This window comes from Variovorax sp. Varisp41, from assembly GCF_047325085.1.
In the GTDB taxonomy this organism is placed as follows: Bacteria; Pseudomonadota; Gammaproteobacteria; order Burkholderiales; family Burkholderiaceae_C; genus Variovorax.
Window position 1 is genome coordinate 266,254 of sequence record NZ_CP168541.1, and the last position, 19,500, is coordinate 285,753.

Annotated in this window: 17 protein-coding genes and 1 riboswitch; of the genes, 6 read left to right on the forward strand and 11 right to left on the reverse strand. The window is 69.8% G+C overall.

Going from position 1 to position 19,500, the window contains the following annotated elements:
• Positions 1 to 4 precede the first annotated feature (4 nt).
• Together ACEN9J_RS32405 and ACEN9J_RS32410 are read left to right on the forward strand one after the other, a co-directional pair.
• A complete protein-coding gene (locus ACEN9J_RS32405) occupies positions 5 to 3,508 on the forward strand; it encodes an indolepyruvate ferredoxin oxidoreductase family protein (RefSeq protein ID WP_296729500.1) in 3,504 nt (1,167 codons plus the stop codon).
• Between the two features lie 95 nt (positions 3,509 to 3,603).
• Positions 3,604 to 3,773: riboswitch (yybP-ykoY riboswitch) on the forward strand.
• 11 nt (positions 3,774 to 3,784) lie between these two features.
• Complete coding sequence (locus tag ACEN9J_RS32410) at positions 3,785 to 4,357, forward strand: TMEM165/GDT1 family protein (RefSeq protein WP_057592646.1); 573 nt, start codon at positions 3,785 to 3,787, stop codon at positions 4,355 to 4,357.
• An 18-nt stretch (positions 4,358 to 4,375) separates the two neighbouring features.
• Here ACEN9J_RS32410 and ACEN9J_RS32415 read toward each other — a convergent pair whose 3' ends face one another.
• Positions 4,376 to 5,365: a tripartite tricarboxylate transporter substrate-binding protein gene (locus tag ACEN9J_RS32415; RefSeq protein WP_057592659.1), complete on the reverse strand. Its 990-nt coding sequence runs from the start codon at positions 5,363 to 5,365 to the stop codon at positions 4,376 to 4,378.
• A 76-nt stretch (positions 5,366 to 5,441) separates the two neighbouring features.
• Positions 5,442 to 6,935, reverse strand: a complete 1,494-nt coding sequence (locus ACEN9J_RS32420; RefSeq protein WP_413765323.1) for an alpha/beta hydrolase — start codon at positions 6,933 to 6,935, stop codon at positions 5,442 to 5,444.
• A 198-nt stretch (positions 6,936 to 7,133) separates the two neighbouring features.
• On the opposite strand from ACEN9J_RS32420, the gene ACEN9J_RS32425 reads away from it, so the two are divergent.
• Entirely contained in the window at positions 7,134 to 7,937 is an 804-nt protein-coding gene (locus ACEN9J_RS32425) for an IclR family transcriptional regulator (RefSeq protein ID WP_057592647.1), read from the forward strand.
• 25 nt (positions 7,938 to 7,962) lie between these two features.
• Here ACEN9J_RS32425 and ACEN9J_RS32430 read toward each other — a convergent pair whose 3' ends face one another.
• Positions 7,963 to 8,844, reverse strand: a complete 882-nt coding sequence (locus ACEN9J_RS32430) for an AraC family transcriptional regulator N-terminal domain-containing protein (RefSeq protein ID WP_413765324.1) — start codon at positions 8,842 to 8,844, stop codon at positions 7,963 to 7,965.
• A 147-nt stretch (positions 8,845 to 8,991) separates the two neighbouring features.
• Between ACEN9J_RS32430 and ACEN9J_RS32435 the strand changes: the two genes are divergently transcribed.
• Positions 8,992 to 9,744, forward strand: a complete 753-nt coding sequence (locus ACEN9J_RS32435) for an SDR family NAD(P)-dependent oxidoreductase (protein WP_413765325.1) — start codon at positions 8,992 to 8,994, stop codon at positions 9,742 to 9,744.
• A gap of 13 nt (positions 9,745 to 9,757) precedes the next feature.
• A complete protein-coding gene (locus ACEN9J_RS32440) occupies positions 9,758 to 10,162 on the forward strand; it encodes a VOC family protein (RefSeq protein WP_296729510.1) in 405 nt (134 codons plus the stop codon).
• 5 nt (positions 10,163 to 10,167) lie between these two features.
• Here the strand turns inward: ACEN9J_RS32440 and ACEN9J_RS32445 are convergent, their stop codons facing one another.
• The 3 genes from ACEN9J_RS32445 to ACEN9J_RS32455 all read right to left on the reverse strand — a co-directional run bounded on the left by ACEN9J_RS32445 (position 10,168) and on the right by ACEN9J_RS32455 (position 11,981).
• Positions 10,168 to 11,100: an alpha/beta hydrolase gene (locus ACEN9J_RS32445; RefSeq protein ID WP_413765326.1), complete on the reverse strand. Its 933-nt coding sequence runs from the start codon at positions 11,098 to 11,100 to the stop codon at positions 10,168 to 10,170.
• A gap of 84 nt (positions 11,101 to 11,184) precedes the next feature.
• The gene (locus ACEN9J_RS32450; protein ID WP_413765327.1) at positions 11,185 to 11,568 is read right to left on the reverse strand and encodes a MerR family transcriptional regulator; all 384 of its coding nucleotides are present in this window, start codon (positions 11,566 to 11,568) and stop codon (positions 11,185 to 11,187) included.
• Between the two features lie 35 nt (positions 11,569 to 11,603).
• Entirely contained in the window at positions 11,604 to 11,981 is a 378-nt protein-coding gene (locus ACEN9J_RS32455) for a tautomerase family protein (protein WP_413765328.1), read from the reverse strand.
• An 88-nt stretch (positions 11,982 to 12,069) separates the two neighbouring features.
• Here ACEN9J_RS32455 and ACEN9J_RS32460 point away from each other — a divergent pair, with 88 nt between their 5' ends.
• The gene (locus ACEN9J_RS32460) at positions 12,070 to 12,927 is read left to right on the forward strand and encodes a LysR family transcriptional regulator (protein ID WP_261210568.1); all 858 of its coding nucleotides are present in this window, start codon (positions 12,070 to 12,072) and stop codon (positions 12,925 to 12,927) included.
• A 1-nt stretch (position 12,928) separates the two neighbouring features.
• Here ACEN9J_RS32460 and ACEN9J_RS32465 read toward each other — a convergent pair whose 3' ends face one another.
• The 5 genes from ACEN9J_RS32465 to ACEN9J_RS32485 all read right to left on the reverse strand — a co-directional run bounded on the left by ACEN9J_RS32465 (position 12,929) and on the right by ACEN9J_RS32485 (position 19,483).
• A complete protein-coding gene (locus ACEN9J_RS32465; RefSeq protein ID WP_413765329.1) occupies positions 12,929 to 14,812 on the reverse strand; it encodes a TRAP transporter large permease subunit in 1,884 nt (627 codons plus the stop codon).
• Entirely contained in the window at positions 14,809 to 15,822 is a 1,014-nt protein-coding gene (locus ACEN9J_RS32470) for a TRAP transporter substrate-binding protein (RefSeq protein WP_261210570.1), read from the reverse strand. The genes ACEN9J_RS32465 and ACEN9J_RS32470 overlap by 4 nt, the downstream gene beginning before the upstream one ends.
• 69 nt (positions 15,823 to 15,891) lie before the next feature.
• Positions 15,892 to 17,481 (reverse strand): acyl-CoA synthetase, encoded by a 1,590-nt coding sequence (locus tag ACEN9J_RS32475; protein WP_413765330.1) that lies wholly within the window; start codon positions 17,479 to 17,481, stop codon positions 15,892 to 15,894.
• A complete protein-coding gene (locus ACEN9J_RS32480; protein ID WP_057591867.1) occupies positions 17,478 to 18,650 on the reverse strand; it encodes an acetyl-CoA acetyltransferase in 1,173 nt (390 codons plus the stop codon). The genes ACEN9J_RS32475 and ACEN9J_RS32480 overlap by 4 nt, the downstream gene beginning before the upstream one ends.
• 14 nt (positions 18,651 to 18,664) lie before the next feature.
• Positions 18,665 to 19,483, reverse strand: coding sequence for an SDR family NAD(P)-dependent oxidoreductase (locus ACEN9J_RS32485; RefSeq protein WP_057591868.1), 819 nt, complete (start codon positions 19,481 to 19,483; stop codon positions 18,665 to 18,667).
• Positions 19,484 to 19,500 lie beyond the last annotated feature (17 nt).

Genomic DNA, 19,500 nt, shown 5'->3' on the forward strand with positions numbered 1-19,500 from the left:
GATCTTGAACATTGCATTGGTACGTGACGTCGCGGCGCTCGAAGACCGCTATGGCGTCGATGACGGCTGGGTCTACATGACCGGCATCCAGGCGCTGGTGCGCCTGCCGCTGCAGCAGCGCGCGCGCGATGCGGCGGCCGGCTGGAACACGGGCGGCTACATCTCGGGCTATCGCGGTTCGCCGCTGGGCCGCTACGACATGGAGCTGTGGGCTGCCGAGAAGCAACTGAAGGCTGCCAACGTGGTGTTCCGTTCCGGCCTAAACGAGGACCTGGCCGCCACCGCCATCTGGGGCTCGCAGTACGTGGGGACCTTTCCGGGCGCGCGCGTGGATGGCGTGTTCGGCATCTGGTACGGCAAGGGCCCGGGCGTGGACCGTTCGGGCGACGTGCTTCGGCATGCCAACCAGGCCGGCACCTCGCCCAAGGGCGGCGTGCTGTGCCTGGCGGGCGATGACCACGGCGCGAAGAGTTCCTCGGTCGCCAACTTCTCCGATCCGATCCTCATGGCGGTCGGCATGCCGGTGCTCTATCCCTCCAACACGCAGGAGCTGCTGGACTACGGCCTGCACGGCATCGCCATGAGCCGCTTCTCGGGCTGCTGGGTGGGCATGAAGGTCGTGACCGACGTCGTCGAGGGCGGGGGATCGGTCTACGTGGGGACGGATGCTCCTCTCATCACCGTTCCCGAGGCACCGAGCCGGCCGGTGGACCCGTTCGGCGCGGGCTACAACATCCGCGGCTTCGACATGCCGCTTCCGCAGGAGGACCGGCTCTACAACCACAAGCATGGCGCGGTGCTCGCCTATGCCCGGGCGAACCGCCTCAATCGCATCGTCGCGGACCCTGCCGGGGCGGGTGTCGGCGTCATCGCGGCGGGCAAGGCCTGGCAGGACGTGTTGCAGGCTTTGGGGCGCGAGAGTGAGGCAACCGTGGGCGGGTTCGCCGACCTCAAGCTGCTGAAGATCGGACTGGTCTGGCCGCTCGATCCGGAGATCGTGCGCGAGTTCGCGCAAGGGTTGCACACCATCGTCGTGGTCGAGGAGAAGCGGCCCATCCTCGAAGACCAGGTGCGCACCATTCTTTACGGCAGTGCGAATGCACCGCGCCTCGTGGGCAAGCTGTTCGAAGGCGGGCTCTTCGAATCGGGCCCCGCCGACGTCGCCTTTCCGAATGCCAGCGAGATCTCGCCGATACGGGTGACGGAAGTGCTGGCGCGCGTGCTGGGCCGCGAGGTGCCCGTGCCCGCGCAGTGCACGGGCGCACCCGCGAAGGTGCCGGGGCCGAACCGCGTGCCCGGCTTCTGCTCGGGCTGCCCGCACAACCGCTCGACCAAGGTACCCGAAGGCAGCCGCGCGCTGGCCGGCATCGGCTGCCACAGCATGGCGCTGCTGGTGAACCCGCAGCAGACCACCACCTGGTCGCACATGGGTGCCGAAGGCGTGATGTGGCTCGGCCAGCAACCCTTCACCGCCGAGCGCCATGTGTTCGCCAACATCGGCGACGGCACGCTGGCGCACTCGGGCTACCTGGCGATTCGGCAGGCCGTCGCGGCGCAGGTGCCGATCACCTACAAGGTCCTGTACAACGGCTTCGTGTCCATGACCGGAGGGCAGGCGGTCGAGGGCAACCTCAGCCCGCCGCAGATCCTCGCGGGCTTCGCGGCGGAGGGCATCCTCAAGATGGCGGTCGTCACGGACGAGCCGCGGCGCTACGCCGCGGTGAAGTTGCCCGACGGCGTGGCCGTGCACGACCGCACGGCCCTCGACGCCGTGCAGCGCGAGTTCCGCGAATACCCCGGCGTCTCGGTGATCCTGTACGACCAGGCCTGCGCGGCGGAAAGGCGCCGGCTGCGCAAGCGCGGCAAGCTGCCCGATCCCGACCGGCGCCTGTTCATCAACCCCGCCGTGTGCGAGGGCTGCGGCGATTGCGGCGTGGCTTCGAACTGCATGTCGATCGAGCCGCTGGAGACCGAGCTCGGCCGCAAGCGCCGCATCAACCAGGGAAGCTGCAACAAGGACTATTCGTGCGTGGAGGGCTTCTGCCCCAGCTTCGTCAGCGTCGAGGGCGGAAAGCCGCGCCGTGCCGCGGCGCGCGTCGAGGCCCAGGCGGCATCGCCGCGCCCGTACACGCAGGCGCTGCCCGAGCCCGACATCGCACCGCTGCAACGCGCCTGTAGCGTGCTGATCTCCGGCATCGGCGGCACGGGCGTGGTGACCATCGGCCAGACCCTGGCCGTGGCCGCCCATCTGGAGGGCCGCTACAGCTCCAACCTCGATGTCACCGGGTTCTCGCAGAAGTACGGCGCCGTGACCTCGCATGTGCGGTTCGCGCCCGAGCCGGGGATGCTGCATGCCACGCGCATCGCCGAGGGCGAAGCCGATGCATTGATCGGTTGCGACCTCGTCGTCGCGGCCTCGGACGAATCGCTGACACGGCTGCCGGCCGGTCGCGGCCGCGCGGTGGTGAGCACCGGCCTCGTGCCGACCAGCGACTTCGCGCGCAATCCCGACTGGCAGCTCGACCCGAAGATGCTGATCGAGCGCATCGAGGCCGCGGCGGGCACGGCCGATCTCGTGCTGATCGATGGCGAGCGCATGGCCACCGCGCTGGTCGGCGATCCGATCGGCATCAACATGTTCATGCTGGGCCTGGCCTGGCAGCGCGGCTTCGTTCCCCTGGGACGAGCCGCGATCGAGCGGGCCATCGAGCTCAACGGCGTGGCCGTGGCCATGAACAAGGAAGCGTTCCTCTGGGGGCGACGCGTCGCCCACGACCGACCGGCGGTGGAGCGCCACCTGAAGGCCGAACAGCCGACGCAGGTCATCACCTTCATGCCGCGGCAGACCCGGGGACTCGACCAGACCGTCGCGCATCGCATCGAACACCTGCGCGCGCACAGCGGCGAACTGCATGTGCAGCGCTACAGGGCGTTGGTGGAGAAGGCGCGTCGGTTGGAAGCAGCGCTCCATGCGGGAGATGCCCTGGCCAGGGCCGTGGCGCACAACTACCACCGGCTGCTGGCGACCAAGGACGAGTGGGAGGTCGCCCGCCTGTTCACGCACCCCGACTTTCGATCGGCACTGGCGCAGGAGTTCGAGGGCCCGATCCGGCTGCGCTTCCACCTCGGGGTCTGGCCCTTCGCGCGGAAGGACGTCCACAGCGGCAAGCCCGTCAAGGGCGACGCGGGACCCTGGGTGCTGCTGGCGATGAAATGCATGGCGCGGATGCGCGGCCTCCGGGGAAGTTGGCTCGATCCGTTCCGCAACGCGGCGGAACGCACACTCGACCGCCGGCTGTTGGCGCAGTACGAAGACGACATGCGCGTGGCCCTGTCCGACTTGCGTGCCGAGACCTTGCCCATCGTGACGAAGCTGGCCTCGCTGCCCCAGTCGATCCGGGGATACGGCCATGTGCGCGAGGCGCAGGCCGAGAAGGCGGCTGCGACGCGGCAAGCGCTGTTGCGGGAACTGGCGCTGGCCGGCGAGCAACAGGCGCGTGCCGCATGACGCCTCGAAACCGTCGCGGTAATGCAACTCGCTCTCGACAAGGGGACATTCATCGAAAAGGCGCGGGCGATTCGCTGCCCACGACTAAGATCGCGCCCTCAGTCATTGGGGAGTAGCTGACCTGCGCAACGCAGGAGCCCGCGTCAACACACTTGGCCTTTCGGCCATGGCGCGAGCAGCTTCAGAGCCTGGCAAGACCTTTGACCACGTCACCTCGGTATGGGCCGGGAAGTGGCGTGGTCTTCGCGTCGCTGGCCCAGGAGTTCTCTTTTCATCATGGAAGCCTTACTCGTATCCACGGGCGTGGTCGCGCTCGGGGAAATGGGCGACAAGACCCAACTGCTCGCGATCATCCTGGCCGCGACCTTTCGCAAACCCTGGCAGATCGTCGCGGGCATCTTCACCGCCACTGTCGTCAACCATGCCGCAGCGGGCGCGCTCGGCGGCTGGGTGGCCCAGGCCATGGGGCCGAACATCCTGCGCTGGGTCATCGGCGCCTCGTTCCTGGCCATGGCCGCGTGGATGCTGATCCCCGACAAGATCGACGACGATGCCGCGAAGACGAAGAGCCGCTTCGGCGCCTTCGGCACCACGGTCGTCACCTTCTTCCTCGCGGAGATGGGCGACAAGACGCAGATCGCGACCGTGGCGCTGGCCGCGCGCTATCCCGACGTGGTGCAGGTCGTGATCGGCACCACGCTGGGCATGATGCTGGCCGACGCGCCCGCGGTCTTCCTCGGCGAGAAGATCGCGGCCAAGGTCTCGATGCGGCTGGTGCACGGCGTGGCCGCCGTCATCTTCGGCGTGCTGGGGCTGCTGACGCTGTTCAACGTCGGCAACCTGTTCTGAGCCCCGGCGAGCGGCCGCCTATTTGGCGGCGCCCGCCGTGCCCAGGCCCAGCTTGTCGATCACGGCCTTCTCGGTCTTCATGGTGCGCACCGCGTACTGCTTGTAGGCGGCGCTGTCCATGTAGAAGGTCTCCATGTCGAACTTGGCGAGCGACTCCTGGTAGTTGGGCATCTCCATCGCCTTCTTGAAGGCGTCGTGCAGGATCGCGACCACCTTCGGGTTCGCGCCCTTGGGCAGCACCAGGCCGAAGGGCGAGGCCTGCACCATGTCGATACCCGACTCCTTGAGCGTGGGCGCGTTCGGGTATTTCTTCGAGCGAGTCTCGCCCCAGGTCGACAGCAGCCGCAGCTTGCCCTGGTCGACGTACGGGCCCCAGCCCGGCGTGTCGGCCACCGACATCACGTGGCCGCCGAGCACCGCCTGCAGCGATTCGGAGTTGCCCTTGTAGGGCACGTGATTGAACTCCACGCCGGCCTGGATCGCGATCGCTTCCATCGTCAGGTGCAGCGTGGTGAGCGCGCCCGGCGTGCCGTAGCTCAGGCGGCCCGGGTTGGCCTTGGCATAGGCGAGGTACTCGCGCATCGACTTGATCGGCGAATCGGCGGGCACCACCAGGCCGAAGGAATAGCCGGCGAGGCCGATCACGTAGCTCAGGTCGTTGGCCGGGTCCCAGTTGAGCTTGGTGGTGTAGGGCAGCCGGAACACCGGCAGCGGCACCTGCGCGAGCGTGTAGCCGTCGGGCGCGGTGGCCTGCATGGTCTGCGCGGGCAGCACGCCGCCCGCGCCGGGCTTGTTCTCGATGATCACCGGCTGGCCGAGGATCTTCGAAGCGTTCTCGGCCAGCACGCGGAAGGGCACGTCGGTCGAGCCGCCGGCGGTGAAGCCGATCAGCACGCGGATCGGCCGCACCGGAAAGGCATCGGACTGCGCGAAGGCGGGAGCGGCGGCGAGGCCGGCGGCCAGCAGCAGGGCGTGCAGCGCACGGCGGGTGAGGGTGGGTTGTTTCATGGCAGGACGTGCGAACGAAGAAAACGGGAAGGGCGGCGCGGCCGCCCCGCGAAAGGGACGGGCCGCGCCGGCGCCGTCAGGGCGCGGGGCAACCGCCGCGGCTGGCCGAGGAGAACTTGCAGCCGTAGTCGGCGCGCGCCACGGTCGCGGCGTCGAGCACCTCGTCGCCGGCCGGCTTCACGCCGTTCTGCTCCCAGTTCGTCATCGCGTCGAAGGCCTGGGTCTGCTCCTCGGTCGTGAAGTCGCAGTGGCTGATGCCGCGGATCGCGCGCTGCACGAGCCACTTCGAGGTGCCCAGCGCATCGGCGCGGCGCTTGTAGATCTGCTCCATGCTGAACGGCACGTAGACGTCGCCCAGCGTGTGGATGGTGACCACCGGCACGTCGATGCGCGCATTGGACTTGGGGAACCAGCGCAGGCCGTCGCGCCGCAGCCGGTTGGACTCGGGGTCGGCATGCAGCCGGTAGGCGCCCTGGTTGAAGGTGATCTCCTCGGCGTTCTGCGCCGGGTCGTTGTCGAGCTGGTAGACGATGCCGGTGGTGTCGTAGCCGTCGCGGTTGAGGATGCCGTTGATGGTGCCGTCGCGGCCGAAGGTGCCCCACACGGTGGCGTTCATGCTGCCCGCGAAGCCGGCATCGAACATCGGGCGCTCGCCGCCCGTGAGGTTCTTGACGATGGCCTTGTACTTCTCGCCCTGCGCGGTCGTCGCGCTCGGGAAGCGCGTGAACAGCGCGTTGCGCACCACGGGCAGCAGGTCGTTCCAGTTGCTCACAGGCCAACCGGTGACGGGCAGGCCCGCCAGCTGCTGCGCCGCGATCTGCGAGGCGCCGAAGTAGTTGTAGAGCTCGATGTCGCCGAGCACGCCGCACATCGGCACCGCGCCGGCATAGCGCACCTTGTGGTTGGCCGTCTCCAGCGCCTCGGCGTCGACCGCGGCCGCGGCCACGTGGCCGCCGAGCGACTGGCCGACGATGTAGGTCTTGCGCGGTGCATCGAGCGTGCGGCCGTTCTGCGAGGCGATGCGCTGGAAGGCCAGCGCGAGCGCGTTGGTGTCCTCGACGCCGGCGCGCACGTCGTAGTAGTTCTTGGTGTAGCTCGACGCGGCCCAGGCGTAGCCCTGGGCGATCAGGTGCGCGCGGATGGTGGGATCGCTGACGCTCACCACCGGGCCCGTGCCGCCGTAGCCGTGCGCGTACATCACGAGCATGCCGTTCCAGTTCTTCGGTACTTCCACGCGGTAGCCGGCGCCCTCGAGCACGCCCCACCAGCGGTCGGTGTCGGGCGCGCCCGAGAGTGCGGCGAACGGCAGCTTGGTCTCGTCGACCGTGAACTGGCGGCTGTCCTGCGCGCGCGTTTCCTCGGGCTGGGGCGCCGCCGGGGGCGGTGGTGCCGGGGGATTGCCGGCGCCCGCACCGCCCGCACCGGCCTGTTGCGCGGCGATGGCGGCGGCCAGCGCCGTGGCGCTGGCGCCCGACGAAAAGCCGCCACCGCCGCCGCATGCGGCCAGCGTCGCGGCGGCGATGAGCGAGAGAACGGTGGCGCGGCGGCCCGGATGGCGATGGAACTTCACGAGATGTCTCCTGCGTGTTGGATGGGTTCCGCGTGAATCCTTTAATTTCGTTCAGCGGAATTAGATTTATGGAATGTTCTTTCGAACGCCGGCGAGTATCTTTCCGCTCGCGCTTCTCTCGTATAGGGAATTCCATGAACCGTTTCCAAGCGCTGAAAATATAATTCCGTCCAACGAAATTAAATTTACAAAGCCAACATGGGCCGCACCAAGCAGATCGACTTCGAGGAGGGCGCCGACAGTCCGCGCTTCGTGACCGCGCTGGCGCGCGGCCTGGACATCCTGGCCGCCTGGGGCCCCGACGAGAAATGGCTCACCAGCACCGAGCTCGCGCGCCGCACCGGCCTGCCCAAGCCCACGATCGCGCGGCTCGCTTACACCCTCGTCGTCGCCGGCTACCTGCGCCACTCGCGCGAGACCGGCAAGTACGCGCATGGCGACGGCCTGGTCGCGCTCGGCATCACGATGGTGTCGAACCTCAAGCTGCGGCGCATCGCGCGGCCCTACATGCAGGACCTGGCCGACCGCTACGACGCCTCGGTGTCGCTCGGCATCCGCAACGGGCTGTCGATGCTCTACGTGGAGAACTGCCGCTCGAGCGCGCCGCTGTCGCTGGGCCTGGACATCGGCTCACGGCTGCCCGTGGCGCGCTCGGCGATGGGCCATGCCTACCTCTGCGCGCTCGATGCGAAGGAGCGCGAGCGGCTGCTGGGCGAGATCCGGCTGGCCGACCGCGAGCGCTGGCCGCAGACGCAGCAGGCCATCGAGACCTCGCTCGCGCACTGGCGCGAACGCGGCTTCACGATGGTCGTGCGCGGCTGGGAGAGCGACATCAGCGGCGTGGGCGCGGCCATCCGGCAGGCCGACGGCAACGTCGTGACCTTCAACGTCGGCGGCTCGGCCAGCCGCTTCGGCCGCGAGCTGCTCGAGCAGGACATCGGCCCGCAGCTCGCGCGCATGGTCAAGGTGCTCGAGTCCTTCGTGCGCGCGGACGACCACTGACAAGGTGTGAGCCCGCGGTGCGCGCTCAGGCGTTCCCGGCCAGTATCCGTTCCGCGTCGCGCCCCGGCGGCAGCCCGAAGGCGCGCGCATATTCGCGGCTGAACTGCGTGGCGCTCTCATAGCCGACCTCGAAGGCGGCCGAGCTCACGCTCCGGCCATGCGCCACCAGCAGCGTGCGCGCCTGCAGCAGTCGTATGCGCTTCTGGTACTGCACCGGGCTCAGCGAGGTCGCGGCCTTGAAATGCCGATGGAAGGCCGACGCGCTCATCGAGGCCTGCCGCGCCAGCGCCTCGACGCGCAGCGGCTGCGCGAAGTCGCGCCGGATCCGCTGGATCGCGCGGCTCACGCGCGAGAGGGCGCTGTCGGGCATGGCGATGCCGCGCAGCATCGCGCCCTGCGGCCCCTGCAGCACGCGATAGAGGATCTCGCGCTCGTAGACCGGGGCCAGCGCCGGGATGTCGGCGGGCCGCCGCATCAGCCGCAGCATGCGCACCCAGGCATCCATCAGGTCCGGCGTGACGGCGGCCACCGAGAAGCCGGCCTCGGGCTTCTGCGCGAGCGCGATCGGCGGCAGGTCGGCGATCAGCGCCGCGATCACCGCCGGCTGCAGGCTCAGGGCCACCGCGAGATAGGGCTCGCCGCCCGGCGCGGGCCGCACCGTGCCGGCCGCGGGCAGCTCGATGGACATCACGAAATAGGTGGCCGGGCCGTAGTCCAGCGTGCGCTCGCCCACGGTCATCGACTTGCCGCCCTGCAGCACCAGGTTGACCATCGGGTCGTAGACCGCGTTGAGCTCGTGCTCGGGGATCTTCCCCTGCACCATGGCCACGCGCGGAATGCCGGTCTCCGTGAGGCGGTTGCGCGCATGGGCGGCCAGGTCGCGGAGTTCCGTCAGTTGTTCTTCCATGGCCTGCATCAGATCGCACCGCTCCGTGCGCCGCAAGTGCCCGCGTGCCGGCGCGGCAGTTCTGGGCAGGCCCGAGGCAGGAATGGGCAGGCCGCGATGCGTGCCGCCACCTATCGTCGATGCATCACCGATTCAACGAAAGCACGCATGAACATCGTCATCATCACCGGCGCGAGCCGCGGCCTCGGCGGCAGCACGGCCCTGCAGGCCGCCAGGCGCGGCATGGGCGTGATCCTCACCTACAACAGCCACGCGGCCGGCGCCGAAGCGCTCGTGCGCACGATCGAAGCCGAGGGCGGCAAGGCCGCGGCCCTCGCGCTCGACGTGGGCAAGGTCGCATCGTTCGCCGGCTTTCGCGAGCGGGTTGCGGCAACGCTCGAAGCGACATGGCAGCGCAACAGCTTCGATGCGCTGGTCAACAACGCGGGCTATGGCCTCTTCAATCCCATCGCCTCGGTCAGCGAGGCCGAGTTCGACGGCCTGCTCGACGTGCATCTCAAGGGCCCGTTCTTCCTGACCCAGGCGCTGCTGCCGCTGATGGCCGACGGCGGCCACATCGTCAACCTCACCAGCGCGACCACGCGTGTCGCGACACCGGGCGTTGCGCCCTATGCGGCCTTCAAGGGCGGGCTGGAGGTGCTCACGCGCTACATGGCCAAGGAGTTCGGCGCGCGCGGCATCCGCGCCAATGCCGTGTCGCCGGGCGCCATCCGAACCGACATGACCAGCGAGGCGCTCGACCAGAGCCCCGAGTTCGAGACCCTGCTCGCCGCGCAGACCGCGCTCGGCCGCATCGGCGGGCCCGACGACGTCGGCCGCGTCATCGCGGGACTGCTGTCCGCCGACAATGCCTGGATCAACGCGCAGACCATCGAGGTGGCCGGCGGCTACAACATCTGATACGGCGCCGCCCATGCTCGACCACATCTTCCTGTCCGTCAGCGACGTGCGACGCTCCATCGACTTCTATGCCGCCGCGCTCGCACCGCTGGGCATCGCCCACCAGCACGACTACGTGGGCAAGGACGGCCCGCCCGGCCATCCCGACCTGAAGGGCTTCGGCGCCCGGGGGCGCGTGTTCTTCTGGCTGCGGCAGGGCCCGGTGAACGGCGAGGCGGTGCATGTGGGCTTCGTCGCCGCGAGCCATGCGGAAGTCGACGCGGCCCATGCCGCGGCCATGGCCGCCGGCGCCCGCGACAACGGCGCACCGGGGGCCCGCCTGCACTACGACCCGCGCTACTACGCGGCCAATGTGTTCGACCCCGACGGCCACAGCCTCGAGTTCGTCCACAAGAGCTGGCAGCATCCCCCGCGCTAAGGCCGCTATGCAGCGAACAGCGTGGACCGCAGTGCCCGCGCGGCATCGGCCAGCGCCTCGCGCGTGGCGTCGAAGGGCCAGCGCATGAACTCGTGGATCATGCCGTCGTAGCGCTTCACGTTGACCGGCACGCCGGCCTCGCGCAGGCGCTCGCCATAGGCTTCGCCTTCGTCGCGCAGCGCATCGAACTCGGCCGTGACGATATGGGCCGGCGGCAGTCCGCGCAGGTCCCCGGCCAGCAGCGGCGAGACCAGCGCATGGGTCTTCAGTGCCGCGTCGTCGAGGTAGTGATCCATGAACCAGTGCTGCATCTCGCGGCCGATGTTGCCGTACTGCCCCGCATAGGCCTGGATCGAGGTGTTGATGCGGCGGAAATCGACATCGGGATAGATCAGCAGCTGGTGCGCGATCCGCGGTCCCGCGGCATCGCGCGCCTTCAGCGCGACCACCGCCGCGAGGTTGCCGCCGGCGCTGTCGCCCGCGACCGCGAGCCGATGCCCGTCGGCACCGAGCTGCGCCGCATGCTCGGCCACCCAGGCGGTGGCCGCGAAGGCCGCGTCGACACCGGCCGGGAACTTGTGCTCGGGCGCCAGCGGATAGGCCACCGAGACCACGACCGCCTGCGTCGCCACGGCGAGCGCGCGCGCGAGGCCGTCGTGCGTGTCGAGGTCGCCGAGCACGAAGCCGCCGCCGTGGAAGAACACGATGACCGGCAGCACCTGCTGCGGCGACGGGTGGTAGATGCGCACGTCGAGCGGCCCCACCGCGCTGTCGATGCGCCGGTCGGCGACCGAGGCCACCGGCGCGCCGGGCGGCAGCGCCGCGAGCATGCGGCGCATGCCCTGCCGGATCGCGTCGGGCGCGAGCGTGTGCATGTCGGAGAAGCGGGTGGCGGCGAGGCGATCCAGATGCGCCTGGGCCTGGGGATGAAGCGGCATGTCCTGTCTTCCGGTGGTGAAGGGGACAGCCAATCTACGACTTGAACTTCGGTTCAAGTCAAGCGCTTCTTCGAAGTTTTCTTGCTAACGCACCAGCTCGCGGAAGTTGGCCTTGAACTTCGGGCATTCGACCAGCGAGGCATGCGTGCACACGGCCGCGTGCTTCAGGCTGTCGCGCATGGTCTGCAGCCGCTCGATCTCGTGGTCGAGCTCGGTGGCGCGCTTGGCCATGCTGCGACGCAGCTCGACGTCCTTGGGCGTGGACGCGAGGAAACGCCCGATCTGCGCGAGCGAGAAGCCGGCCGACTTCGCGCAGAGGATCAGCGCCAGCCGCGCGACCACCTCGGGCCGGTAGGCGCGCCGCAGGCCGGTGCGGCCCGCGGATTCGATCAGTCCGCGCCGTTCATAGAAGCGCAGCGCCGAAGGCGCCAGGCCTGCGCGCTGCGCGACCTCTGCAATATCGAGCATGGGATGTCTCCATCGTGGATCTCTTCGGCCGGGCCTCAGGCGAACTGCGCGAGGCCATGGCCCACCGACCAATTCTCCTTCGGCGAGTCGACGATGTTCACGAAGAGGTCTTCGCCGCGCAGGCCGGGGCTCTCGGCCAGCAGTTCCGCGAGCCGCCGGAACAGCGCCTGCTTCTGCGCGGCGCTGCGGCTGTCGAACACCGTGATCCGGATGTAGACCACGTCGTCGCTGCGCGTCACGCCGTAGGCATTGCCGTGGCGGAAGTTCGCGGGCTCGTACTCGCTGAGCGTCATGAAGCGGTTGTCCTCGGACACGCCGAGCGCGTCGCTGAGCGCGCGGCCGAGGCCGTCGAGGATCGCCGTTCGATAGGCCTCGGGCTTGCCGGCACGCAGGAAGACATGGCTGATGGGCATCGTGATTCCTTCAAGGGGGTGGTGATGTCGGACGATGCTAGTCATACGAAATTGCTATGGATATTTATATCAACGACAATTTCTTGAAATGATTGCGCGCCCCCTCGATCTCGATGCCGTCCTGGCCTTCATCCGCATCGTCGAACTCGGCAGCTTCACGCTCGCGGCCGAGGCGCTGCAGACCACGCAGGCCGGCATCAGTCTCAAGCTCAAGCGGCTCGAGGAGCGGCTCGGCTGCCGGCTGGTGGAGCGCACGCCGCGGCACGTGGAGCTGTCGGCCAAGGGCGCGGCCTTTCTCGAACATGCGCGCGAGCTGCTGGCGGTGCACGACCGCGCGCTCGGCGCCTTCGCCCAGGCGCGCCAGCGGCTCACCATCGGCATCAGCGACCACGTGGCGGGCCCCGAGCTGCCCGCGCTGATCGCGCGCATGAACGCGCAGGACCCGCAGCTGCTGATCGAGATCCGCATCGGCTCCTCGGGCGAGCTGCTGCAGAGCTTCGACCGGCGCGAACTCGACACCGTGATCGTGCGCCTGCATGCGGGCCGCAACGACGGCGAGCTGCTGGCCGAAGAACGGTTCGGCTGGTTCGCGGCGCCGACCTGGCAGCACCGCGCGGGCGAGCCGCTGCCGCTGGCCACCATGGCCGAGCCCTGCGGCGTGCGCGCGCTGGCCGCGCGACTGCTCGACGAGGCGCGCATGCCCTGGACCGAGGTCTTCGTCGGCGGTGGCGTCGCCGCCGTCGCGGCCGCGGTCATGGCCGGCCTCGGCGTGGCCGCGCTGGCGCCGCGCATGCTGCCCTTCGGCGCGGTCGAGGTGGGCGCGCGGCTCGGGCTGCCCGAGTTGCCGCGCCTGCCGGTGCTGCTGCACACGCGCGTGGGCGAAGGGCGGCCGCGCGCGGCGCTCGAGGCGCTGTCGGTGGCCTTTCGCAGCGTGGTGCGAAGCTAGTTCAGAGGAAGCCGATCGACAGCCACGGAACTGCCGCCACCATGATCGTCCCGGCGAGCAGCGCCAGCATGTGCCCCACGATCGGCCCGATCCCCGCGTCGGGCTGCACGCGCCCGATCGCGCAGGCCGCGTAGTAGCCCACGCCGAGCGGCGGCGCGAACAGGCCCAGGCCCATCGACAGCACCACTACCATCGCGTAGTGCACCTCGTGGATGCCGAGCTGGCGCGCGATGGGAAACAGCAGCGGGCCGAACAGCACGATCGCCGGGATGCCCTCGAGCACCGAGCCCAGGATCACGAAGATCACCAGCGACACCGCCAGGAACATCCCGGCGCCGCCCGGCAGGTTCGCCATCAGCTCGGCGAGCCAGCGCGAGAAGCCCGACTGCGTGAGGCCCCAGGCCATCGCGGTGGCGGTGCCGATGATCAGCAGGATCGCACCCGACAGCGAGGCGGTGGCCACCAGCATCGGCCCGAGCCGGCGCCAGTCGAACTGCCGGTAGATCGCGATCCCGGCCACCACCGCGTAGACGATGCCGAGGGTCGAGACCTCGGTGGCGGTGGCCACGCCTTCCACCACGGCGGCGCGGATCACGAAGGGCAGGGCGAGCGCGGGCAGCGCCACCAGCGCGAGCCGCAGCACCTGGGACCAGGGCGAGCGCTCGACCCGGCTCAGGTCCTCGTGGCGGCTGCGGAAGTGCACCACCACGCACAGCATCAGGCCGAGGATCACGGCCGGCAGCAGCCCGCCGGTGAACAGCGCCGCGATCGACACGCCGGTGACCGAGCCGATGGTGATCAGCACCAGGCTCGGCGGCACGGTCTCGGTCTGCGCGCCCGTGGCCGCGAGCAGCGCGACCAGTTCGCCGTCGCTGGCGCCGCGCTTCTGCATCTCGGGAAACAGCGCCGGTGCGACCGCCGCCATGTCGGCCGCCTTCGATCCCGAGATGCCAGACACCAGGTACATCGCACCCACCAGCACGTAAGAGAGCCCGCCCTTCACGTGGCCGAGCAGGCTCGCGAGGAAGGCCACCATCGCCTTGGCCATGCCGGTCATCTCGATCAGCAGGCCGAGGAAGACGAACAGCGGCACCGCGAGCAGGATCAGGTGCGACATGCCCTCGTCCATGCGCCCGACGATCACGGGCAGCGCGGTGTCGGTGGTCAGCGCGAGGTAGCCGAAGGTGCCGAGGCCGAAGGCGAAGGCAATCGGGATGCCGCCGAGCACGCAGGCCAGCACCACGCCGACGAAGAAGACCAGCAGGTTGAGCCGGCCCAGGTCCTCGAACACGGCACGCCCGAAGCCGAAGGCCGCGACGAGGATCGCGACCACGCAGACGGCCTTGGTGGTGGTCTTCCAGTCGAAGTCGCGGAACAGCCGCAGCACCGCGAACAGCGCCATCAGCGCCACGCCCGCGGGCAGGGCGGCGGCGCGCCAGGCGTTCGAGATGTCGAGCGCGGGCGTGGTGATGAAGCGTTCCTCCGCGGCGTATTCCCAGGCCGGCCACGCGATCATCGCGAGGAAGGCGAGGGCCGCGCACAGCGCGAGCGCCTCGGCCAGCTGCCGGCGTTCGGGCGCGAGGCCCGACACCAGCGCCGTCATGCGCATGTGCTCGCCGCGCCGCAGCGCGACCACCGCGCCCAGCATCGCCAGCCAGATGAAGAGCATCGAGGCCAGCTCGTCCGACCAGATCAGCGGCTGGTGCAGCACGAAGCGCGCGACCACGCCCGCGAGCAGCACCGCCACGTCGGCCAGCACCAGCGCGCCGGCCGCGACGCTCACCGCGGCGCCGAGCGCCTGCTCGATGCGCGCCGCGAGCGGGTTCGACCCCGCCGCATCGAAAGCCAGCGCGGCCCCGTGGCCATGCCCCAGCGCGGCGCTCATGCCAGCTTGCCCACGCTGCGCTCGAGCAGCGCCCAGGCCTCGTCGCCGTACTTGGCCTTCCACTCGGCATAGAAGCCGGCCTTGCGCAGCTGGTCGCGGAAGGCGGCCGGGTCGGGCTGGTTGATCTGCATGCCCTTGGCGGCCAGTTCCTTCTGCAGCCCGGTATTGAGCTCGGCCACGTCGGCGCGCTCCTTCATCGCGGCGGCGTTGACGTGCCGCGCCACGATGGCCTGCAGCTCGGGCGGCAGGCGATCCCAGGCGCGCTTGTTGGCGAGGAACCAGAAGCCGTCCCACATGTGGTTGCTCATCGAACAGTACTTCTGCACTTCGTAGAGCTTGGCGGTCGAGATGATCGCGAGCGGGTTCTCCTGGCCGTCGACGATCTTCGTCTGCAGCGCCGAATACACCTCGGCGAAGTTGATCGAGGTCGGCGCGGCCTCGAGCGCCTTGAACATCGAGGTCCACAGCGGCGAGACCGGCACGCGCACCTTGAAGCCCTTCAGATCGGCCGGCGCCGCGATGGGTTTGCTCGAGGACGTGATCTGGCGGAAGCCGTTGTCCCAGATGCGGTCCATCGCGAGGATGTTGGCCTTGGCGATCTGCTGGCGGATGTGGGCGCCGAGCTCGCCGTCCATCGCCTTCCAGACGCTGGCGTAGTCGGGGAACGCGAAGCCCACGCCGCTGATGGAGGCCGCGGGCACCAGGGTGGCGAGGATCAGGCCCGACAGCGTGAAGAACTCGACCCCGCCCGAGCGCAGCTGGCTCAGCATGTCGGTGTCCGAGCCGAGCTGGTTGTTCGGAAAGATCTGGATGTCGACCTGGCCCTGGGTCTCGGCACGGATCGCGTCGGCCATCTCCTTGGCCCGGATGTTCATCGGGTGCGTGACCGGCAGGTTGTTCGCGTACTTGTAGCTGTAGGGCTTCTTCTGCGCGAAGGCGTGGCGCAGCGGCAGGGCCAGCGTGGATGCGGCGGCGGCGGTGCGCAGCACGGTGCGGCGTTGTATGTTCATGGCGCTTGTCTCCTGTTGTGTGGGTTTTCTCGGGATCTGTCGAACGCTGTGGGGGAGGGGGATGGGACTTCAGGCGATGGCGACCTCCGCGATCTCCGCGCGCTCGGCCAGCAGCCGGCGGATGTCGTTCTTCGCGACCTTGCCGTAGCCCGACTTGGGCAGCGCGGGCCAGAACAGCACGTGGCGCGGCCAGCGGTATTTGGCGCAGCGGCCGTCGAGGTGGCGCAGGATCTCCTCGGCGTCGACGTCGTCGCGCTCGCACACCAGCACGGCCACGCCGACCTCGCCCCACTTGGCGTCGGGCCAGCCCAGCACCGCGGCCTCGCGCACCGCCGGATGGGTCAGCAGGATCTCCTCGACCTCGCGCGGATAGACGTTGGAGCCGCCCGAGATGTACATGTCGGACTCGCGGCCCGTGATGTAGAGCAGCCCGCGCTCGTCCATGCGCCCGAGGTCGCCGGTGTGGAACCAGCCGCCGCGCAGCGCCTTGGCCGTGGCCTCGGGGTTGTCGAAGTAGCCCGCGAACACGGCGGGGCCGCGGCAGCAGATCTCGCCGACGGCACCGGCCGGCAGTCGCTGCATCTGCGCATCGAGGATCGCGACCTCCATGCCGGTGCGCGGCCGACCGCAGGAGCCGAGGTTCGCAGCGGGATCGGCATCGTCGGCCGAATGCATCGAGGGCGGCAGCACCGTGATGCAGCCCGTGACCTCGCCGAGGCCGAAGTACTGGACGAGCACCGGGCCCAGCTTGCGCAGCGCGCGCTTCTGGTCGGCGCGGTACATGGGCGCGCCGGCATAGACCAGGTAGCGCAACGAGTCGTGGTCGAAGGCATCGACCGACGGGTCTTCCACCAGCATCTTGACGATGGTGGGCACGGTGAAGAGGTTGCTGACCCGGTGCCGCTCGACCAGCGCCCAGATGGCGGGCGGGTCGAGCCGGTCCGAGGCCGGCAGCACGGTCGCGGCGCCGCGCGCCACATTGAGCAGCGCATGGATGCCCGCGCCGTGCGACAGCGGCGCGACGGCGATCGAGCAGTCGCGCTCGGTGGTGCCGGGGATCAGGTCGGCGAGGTGGTTCGTGACGACGAAGGCCAGTTGCCCATGGGTCAGCACCGCGGCCTTGGGCTTGCCGGTGGTGCCCGAGGTGTAGAAGTACCACAGCGGCGTGTCGGCATCGACCGGTGCCGTGGCATTGGCCGCGCCAGCGTGCGCCGCGAGCAATGCCTCGTAGCCCTGCGTTCCCTGCGAAGGCTTGCCGATCGTCACCACATGGCGCAGGTGCGCCGAGGCCGCGCGCACCGCCTCCACGTGCGCGCCGAAGCAGTCCTCCGCGAGCATCACCGTAGCTCGGCTCGCGCTGCCGAGGTAGGCCACCTCGGGCGGAGTCAGCCGCGCATTCACCGGCACCCAGACCGCGCCCAGGCGGAACGCGGCCCAGCAGCTCTCGAACAGCGCGATGTTGTTGCGCGACTGCACGAGCAGCTTGTCGCCGGGCTGCATGCCGAGCGCGCGCAGCGCATCGACCAGCGCGTTGACGCGCGCGTCGATCTCGCGCCAGGTCCAGGTCCGGTCCTCGAGGATCAGGCCCGGCCGGTCGGGAAAGAGTGCCGCGGTCTGCGACAGCAGCACCGAGAGATTCGCCGCCTGTGCCGCGCTCACACCGCCTCCAGCACGCTGAGGTAGTTGGCGACCGCAGCGCCACCCATGTTGAAGACGGCGCCGGGCCGGCCCGTGGCCACCTGCATGTCGCCCGCCAGGCCGGTGAGCTGCATCGCCGCCATCACGTGCTGCGACACGCCGGTCGCGCCGATCGGATGGCCGCGCGACTTGAGGCCGCCCGAGGGATTGACCGGAAGCCGGCCGTCCTTGCGCGTCACGCCGTCGAGGATCGCGCGCGCACCCTGGCCGTGCGGCGCCAGGCCCATGGCCTCGTACTCGAGCAGTTCGGCGACGGTGAAGCAGTCGTGCGTCTCGACGAAGCCGAGGTCGTCCAGCGCGAGTCCGGCCGCCTCGAGCCCGCGGCTCCATGCAAGCGCCGCGCCCTCGAAGCGCGTGGGATCGCGGCGCGACAGCGGCAGGTATTCGTTGACCTGCGTGCGCGAGCGCCAGCGCACGGCCGGCACGCGGGCCGATGCCGTCGGCGCGGCCGAGATCACCAGCGCCGCGGCGCCGTCGGAGACCAGCGAGCAATCGGAGCGCTTCAACGGACCCGCGACCACCGGATTGCGCTCCGACACCTGGCGACAGAAATCGAAGCCCAGGTCGCGCCGCATGTGGGCGAAGGGGTTGTGCATGCCGTTGGCGTGGTTCTTGGCCGCGATGGCCGCGAGCGCATCGCCCTGGTCGCCGAAGCGCTCGAAGTAGCTGCCCGCGATGCGGCCGAACACCCCCGCGAAGCCCGCGGGCGTGTCGCCTTCCTCCTTCACGTAGGAGCAGCGCAGCAGCGTCTGCGCGACCACCGGGGCGGGCACGGCGTTCATGATCTCGAAGCCCACCACCAGCGCGTGGCGCACGCGGCCGCTCTGTACCGCGTCGAGCGCGGCCCAGATCGCGGCCGAGCCGGTGGCGCAGGCGTTCTCCATGCGCACGGCCGGTACATGGCGCAACGCCGGCACCGCGAGCGCGACCAGCGAGGCGCTGAAGTCCTGCGGCATGAAGCCGCCGTTGAAGTGGCCGACGAAGACACCGTCGATGTCGGCGGCCTCGAGCCCGGCCGTGTGCAGCGCGGGATTCACCGCATCGCGGATCAGCTGTTCGCTGTCGACCGCGTCGAGCTTGCCGAAGACCGTGTGGCCCCAGCCGGCGATGAAGGCGTTGTCGTGGTTCATGGCGTGCGGCTCCTTCAGGCGTGCGCGGCTTCGGCGGCGCGCTCGGACGGCAGCCCGCGGCGCAGGGTCGGCAGGCCGACGCCCGCGGCGTCGAAGCCGCCATCGACCGCGATCACCTGGCCGTTGATGAAGCTGGCGGCGTCGCTGCACAGGAAGCCCACCGTGTTCGCCATCTCCTCCACGCTGCCGTAGCGACCGAGCGGGATCGCGTCGTAGTAGTCGGAGCGGATCGCCACGCTGTGGACCAGCTTGGCCATCTCGGTCTCGACCGGGCCCGGCGCGATCACGTTCACGCGCACGCCGGCATTGCCGAGCTCCACCGCGTACTGCTTGGTCAGGTGGATCAGCGCCGCCTTGCTGGTGCCGTAGGCCACGCGCAGCGTGCTTGCGCGCAGGCCGGAGATCGAGGCCACGTTCACCACCGCGCCGCCACCGGCCTGCACCATCAGTGCGCCGAAGGCCTGGGTGCAGAGGAACGCGCCATCGAGGTTGGTGCCGAGCACCGTGCGCCAGTCGGCGAAGCTGGTCTCGGCCACGCGCTTGAACACCGCCACGCCCGCGTTGTTGACCAGCGCATCGACGCGGCCGAAGCGCGCGACCACGGCATGCGCGGCCGCGTCGACCTGCGCGGGATCGGACACGTCGCAGTTCACGGTCAGCACGCGATCGGGCTGGGCGAGCGTGCGGCCGGTCGCTTCGAGCGTGGCGCGGTCGTTGTCGAGCAGCGCGACCTGGTGGCCGTGCGCGAGGAACCATTGGCCGATCGCGAGGCCGATGCCGCGCGCGCCGCCGGTGACGACGGCGACGCGCCGGGAGGAGGAGGTGTCTGTCATGGGAGTCCTGCAGTTGT

What these genes read in the sequence shown, in the direction of transcription:
- ACEN9J_RS32415 (WP_057592659.1), bottom strand. Translation starts at nt 5,365, where the DNA reads ATGAAACAACCCACCCTCACCCGCCGTGCGCTGCACGCCCTGCTGCTG.
- ACEN9J_RS32480 (WP_057591867.1), bottom strand. Translation starts at nt 18,650, where the DNA reads ATGAACCACGACAACGCCTTCATCGCCGGCTGGGGCCACACGGTCTTC.
- ACEN9J_RS32450 (WP_413765327.1), bottom strand. Translation starts at nt 11,568, where the DNA reads ATGCTCGATATTGCAGAGGTCGCGCAGCGCGCAGGCCTGGCGCCTTCG.
- ACEN9J_RS32440 (WP_296729510.1), top strand. Translation starts at nt 9,758, where the DNA reads ATGCTCGACCACATCTTCCTGTCCGTCAGCGACGTGCGACGCTCCATC.
- ACEN9J_RS32485 (WP_057591868.1), bottom strand. Translation starts at nt 19,483, where the DNA reads ATGACAGACACCTCCTCCTCCCGGCGCGTCGCCGTCGTCACCGGCGGC.
- ACEN9J_RS32455 (WP_413765328.1), bottom strand. Translation starts at nt 11,981, where the DNA reads ATGCCCATCAGCCATGTCTTCCTGCGTGCCGGCAAGCCCGAGGCCTAT.
- ACEN9J_RS32470 (WP_261210570.1), bottom strand. Translation starts at nt 15,822, where the DNA reads ATGAACATACAACGCCGCACCGTGCTGCGCACCGCCGCCGCCGCATCC.
- ACEN9J_RS32425 (WP_057592647.1), top strand. Translation starts at nt 7,134, where the DNA reads ATGGGCCGCACCAAGCAGATCGACTTCGAGGAGGGCGCCGACAGTCCG.
- ACEN9J_RS32430 (WP_413765324.1), bottom strand. Translation starts at nt 8,844, where the DNA reads ATGGAAGAACAACTGACGGAACTCCGCGACCTGGCCGCCCATGCGCGC.
- ACEN9J_RS32435 (WP_413765325.1), top strand. Translation starts at nt 8,992, where the DNA reads ATGAACATCGTCATCATCACCGGCGCGAGCCGCGGCCTCGGCGGCAGC.
- ACEN9J_RS32465 (WP_413765329.1), bottom strand. Translation starts at nt 14,812, where the DNA reads ATGAGCGCCGCGCTGGGGCATGGCCACGGGGCCGCGCTGGCTTTCGAT.
- ACEN9J_RS32445 (WP_413765326.1), bottom strand. Translation starts at nt 11,100, where the DNA reads ATGCCGCTTCATCCCCAGGCCCAGGCGCATCTGGATCGCCTCGCCGCC.
- ACEN9J_RS32410 (WP_057592646.1), top strand. Translation starts at nt 3,785, where the DNA reads ATGGAAGCCTTACTCGTATCCACGGGCGTGGTCGCGCTCGGGGAAATG.
- ACEN9J_RS32460 (WP_261210568.1), top strand. Translation starts at nt 12,070, where the DNA reads ATGATTGCGCGCCCCCTCGATCTCGATGCCGTCCTGGCCTTCATCCGC.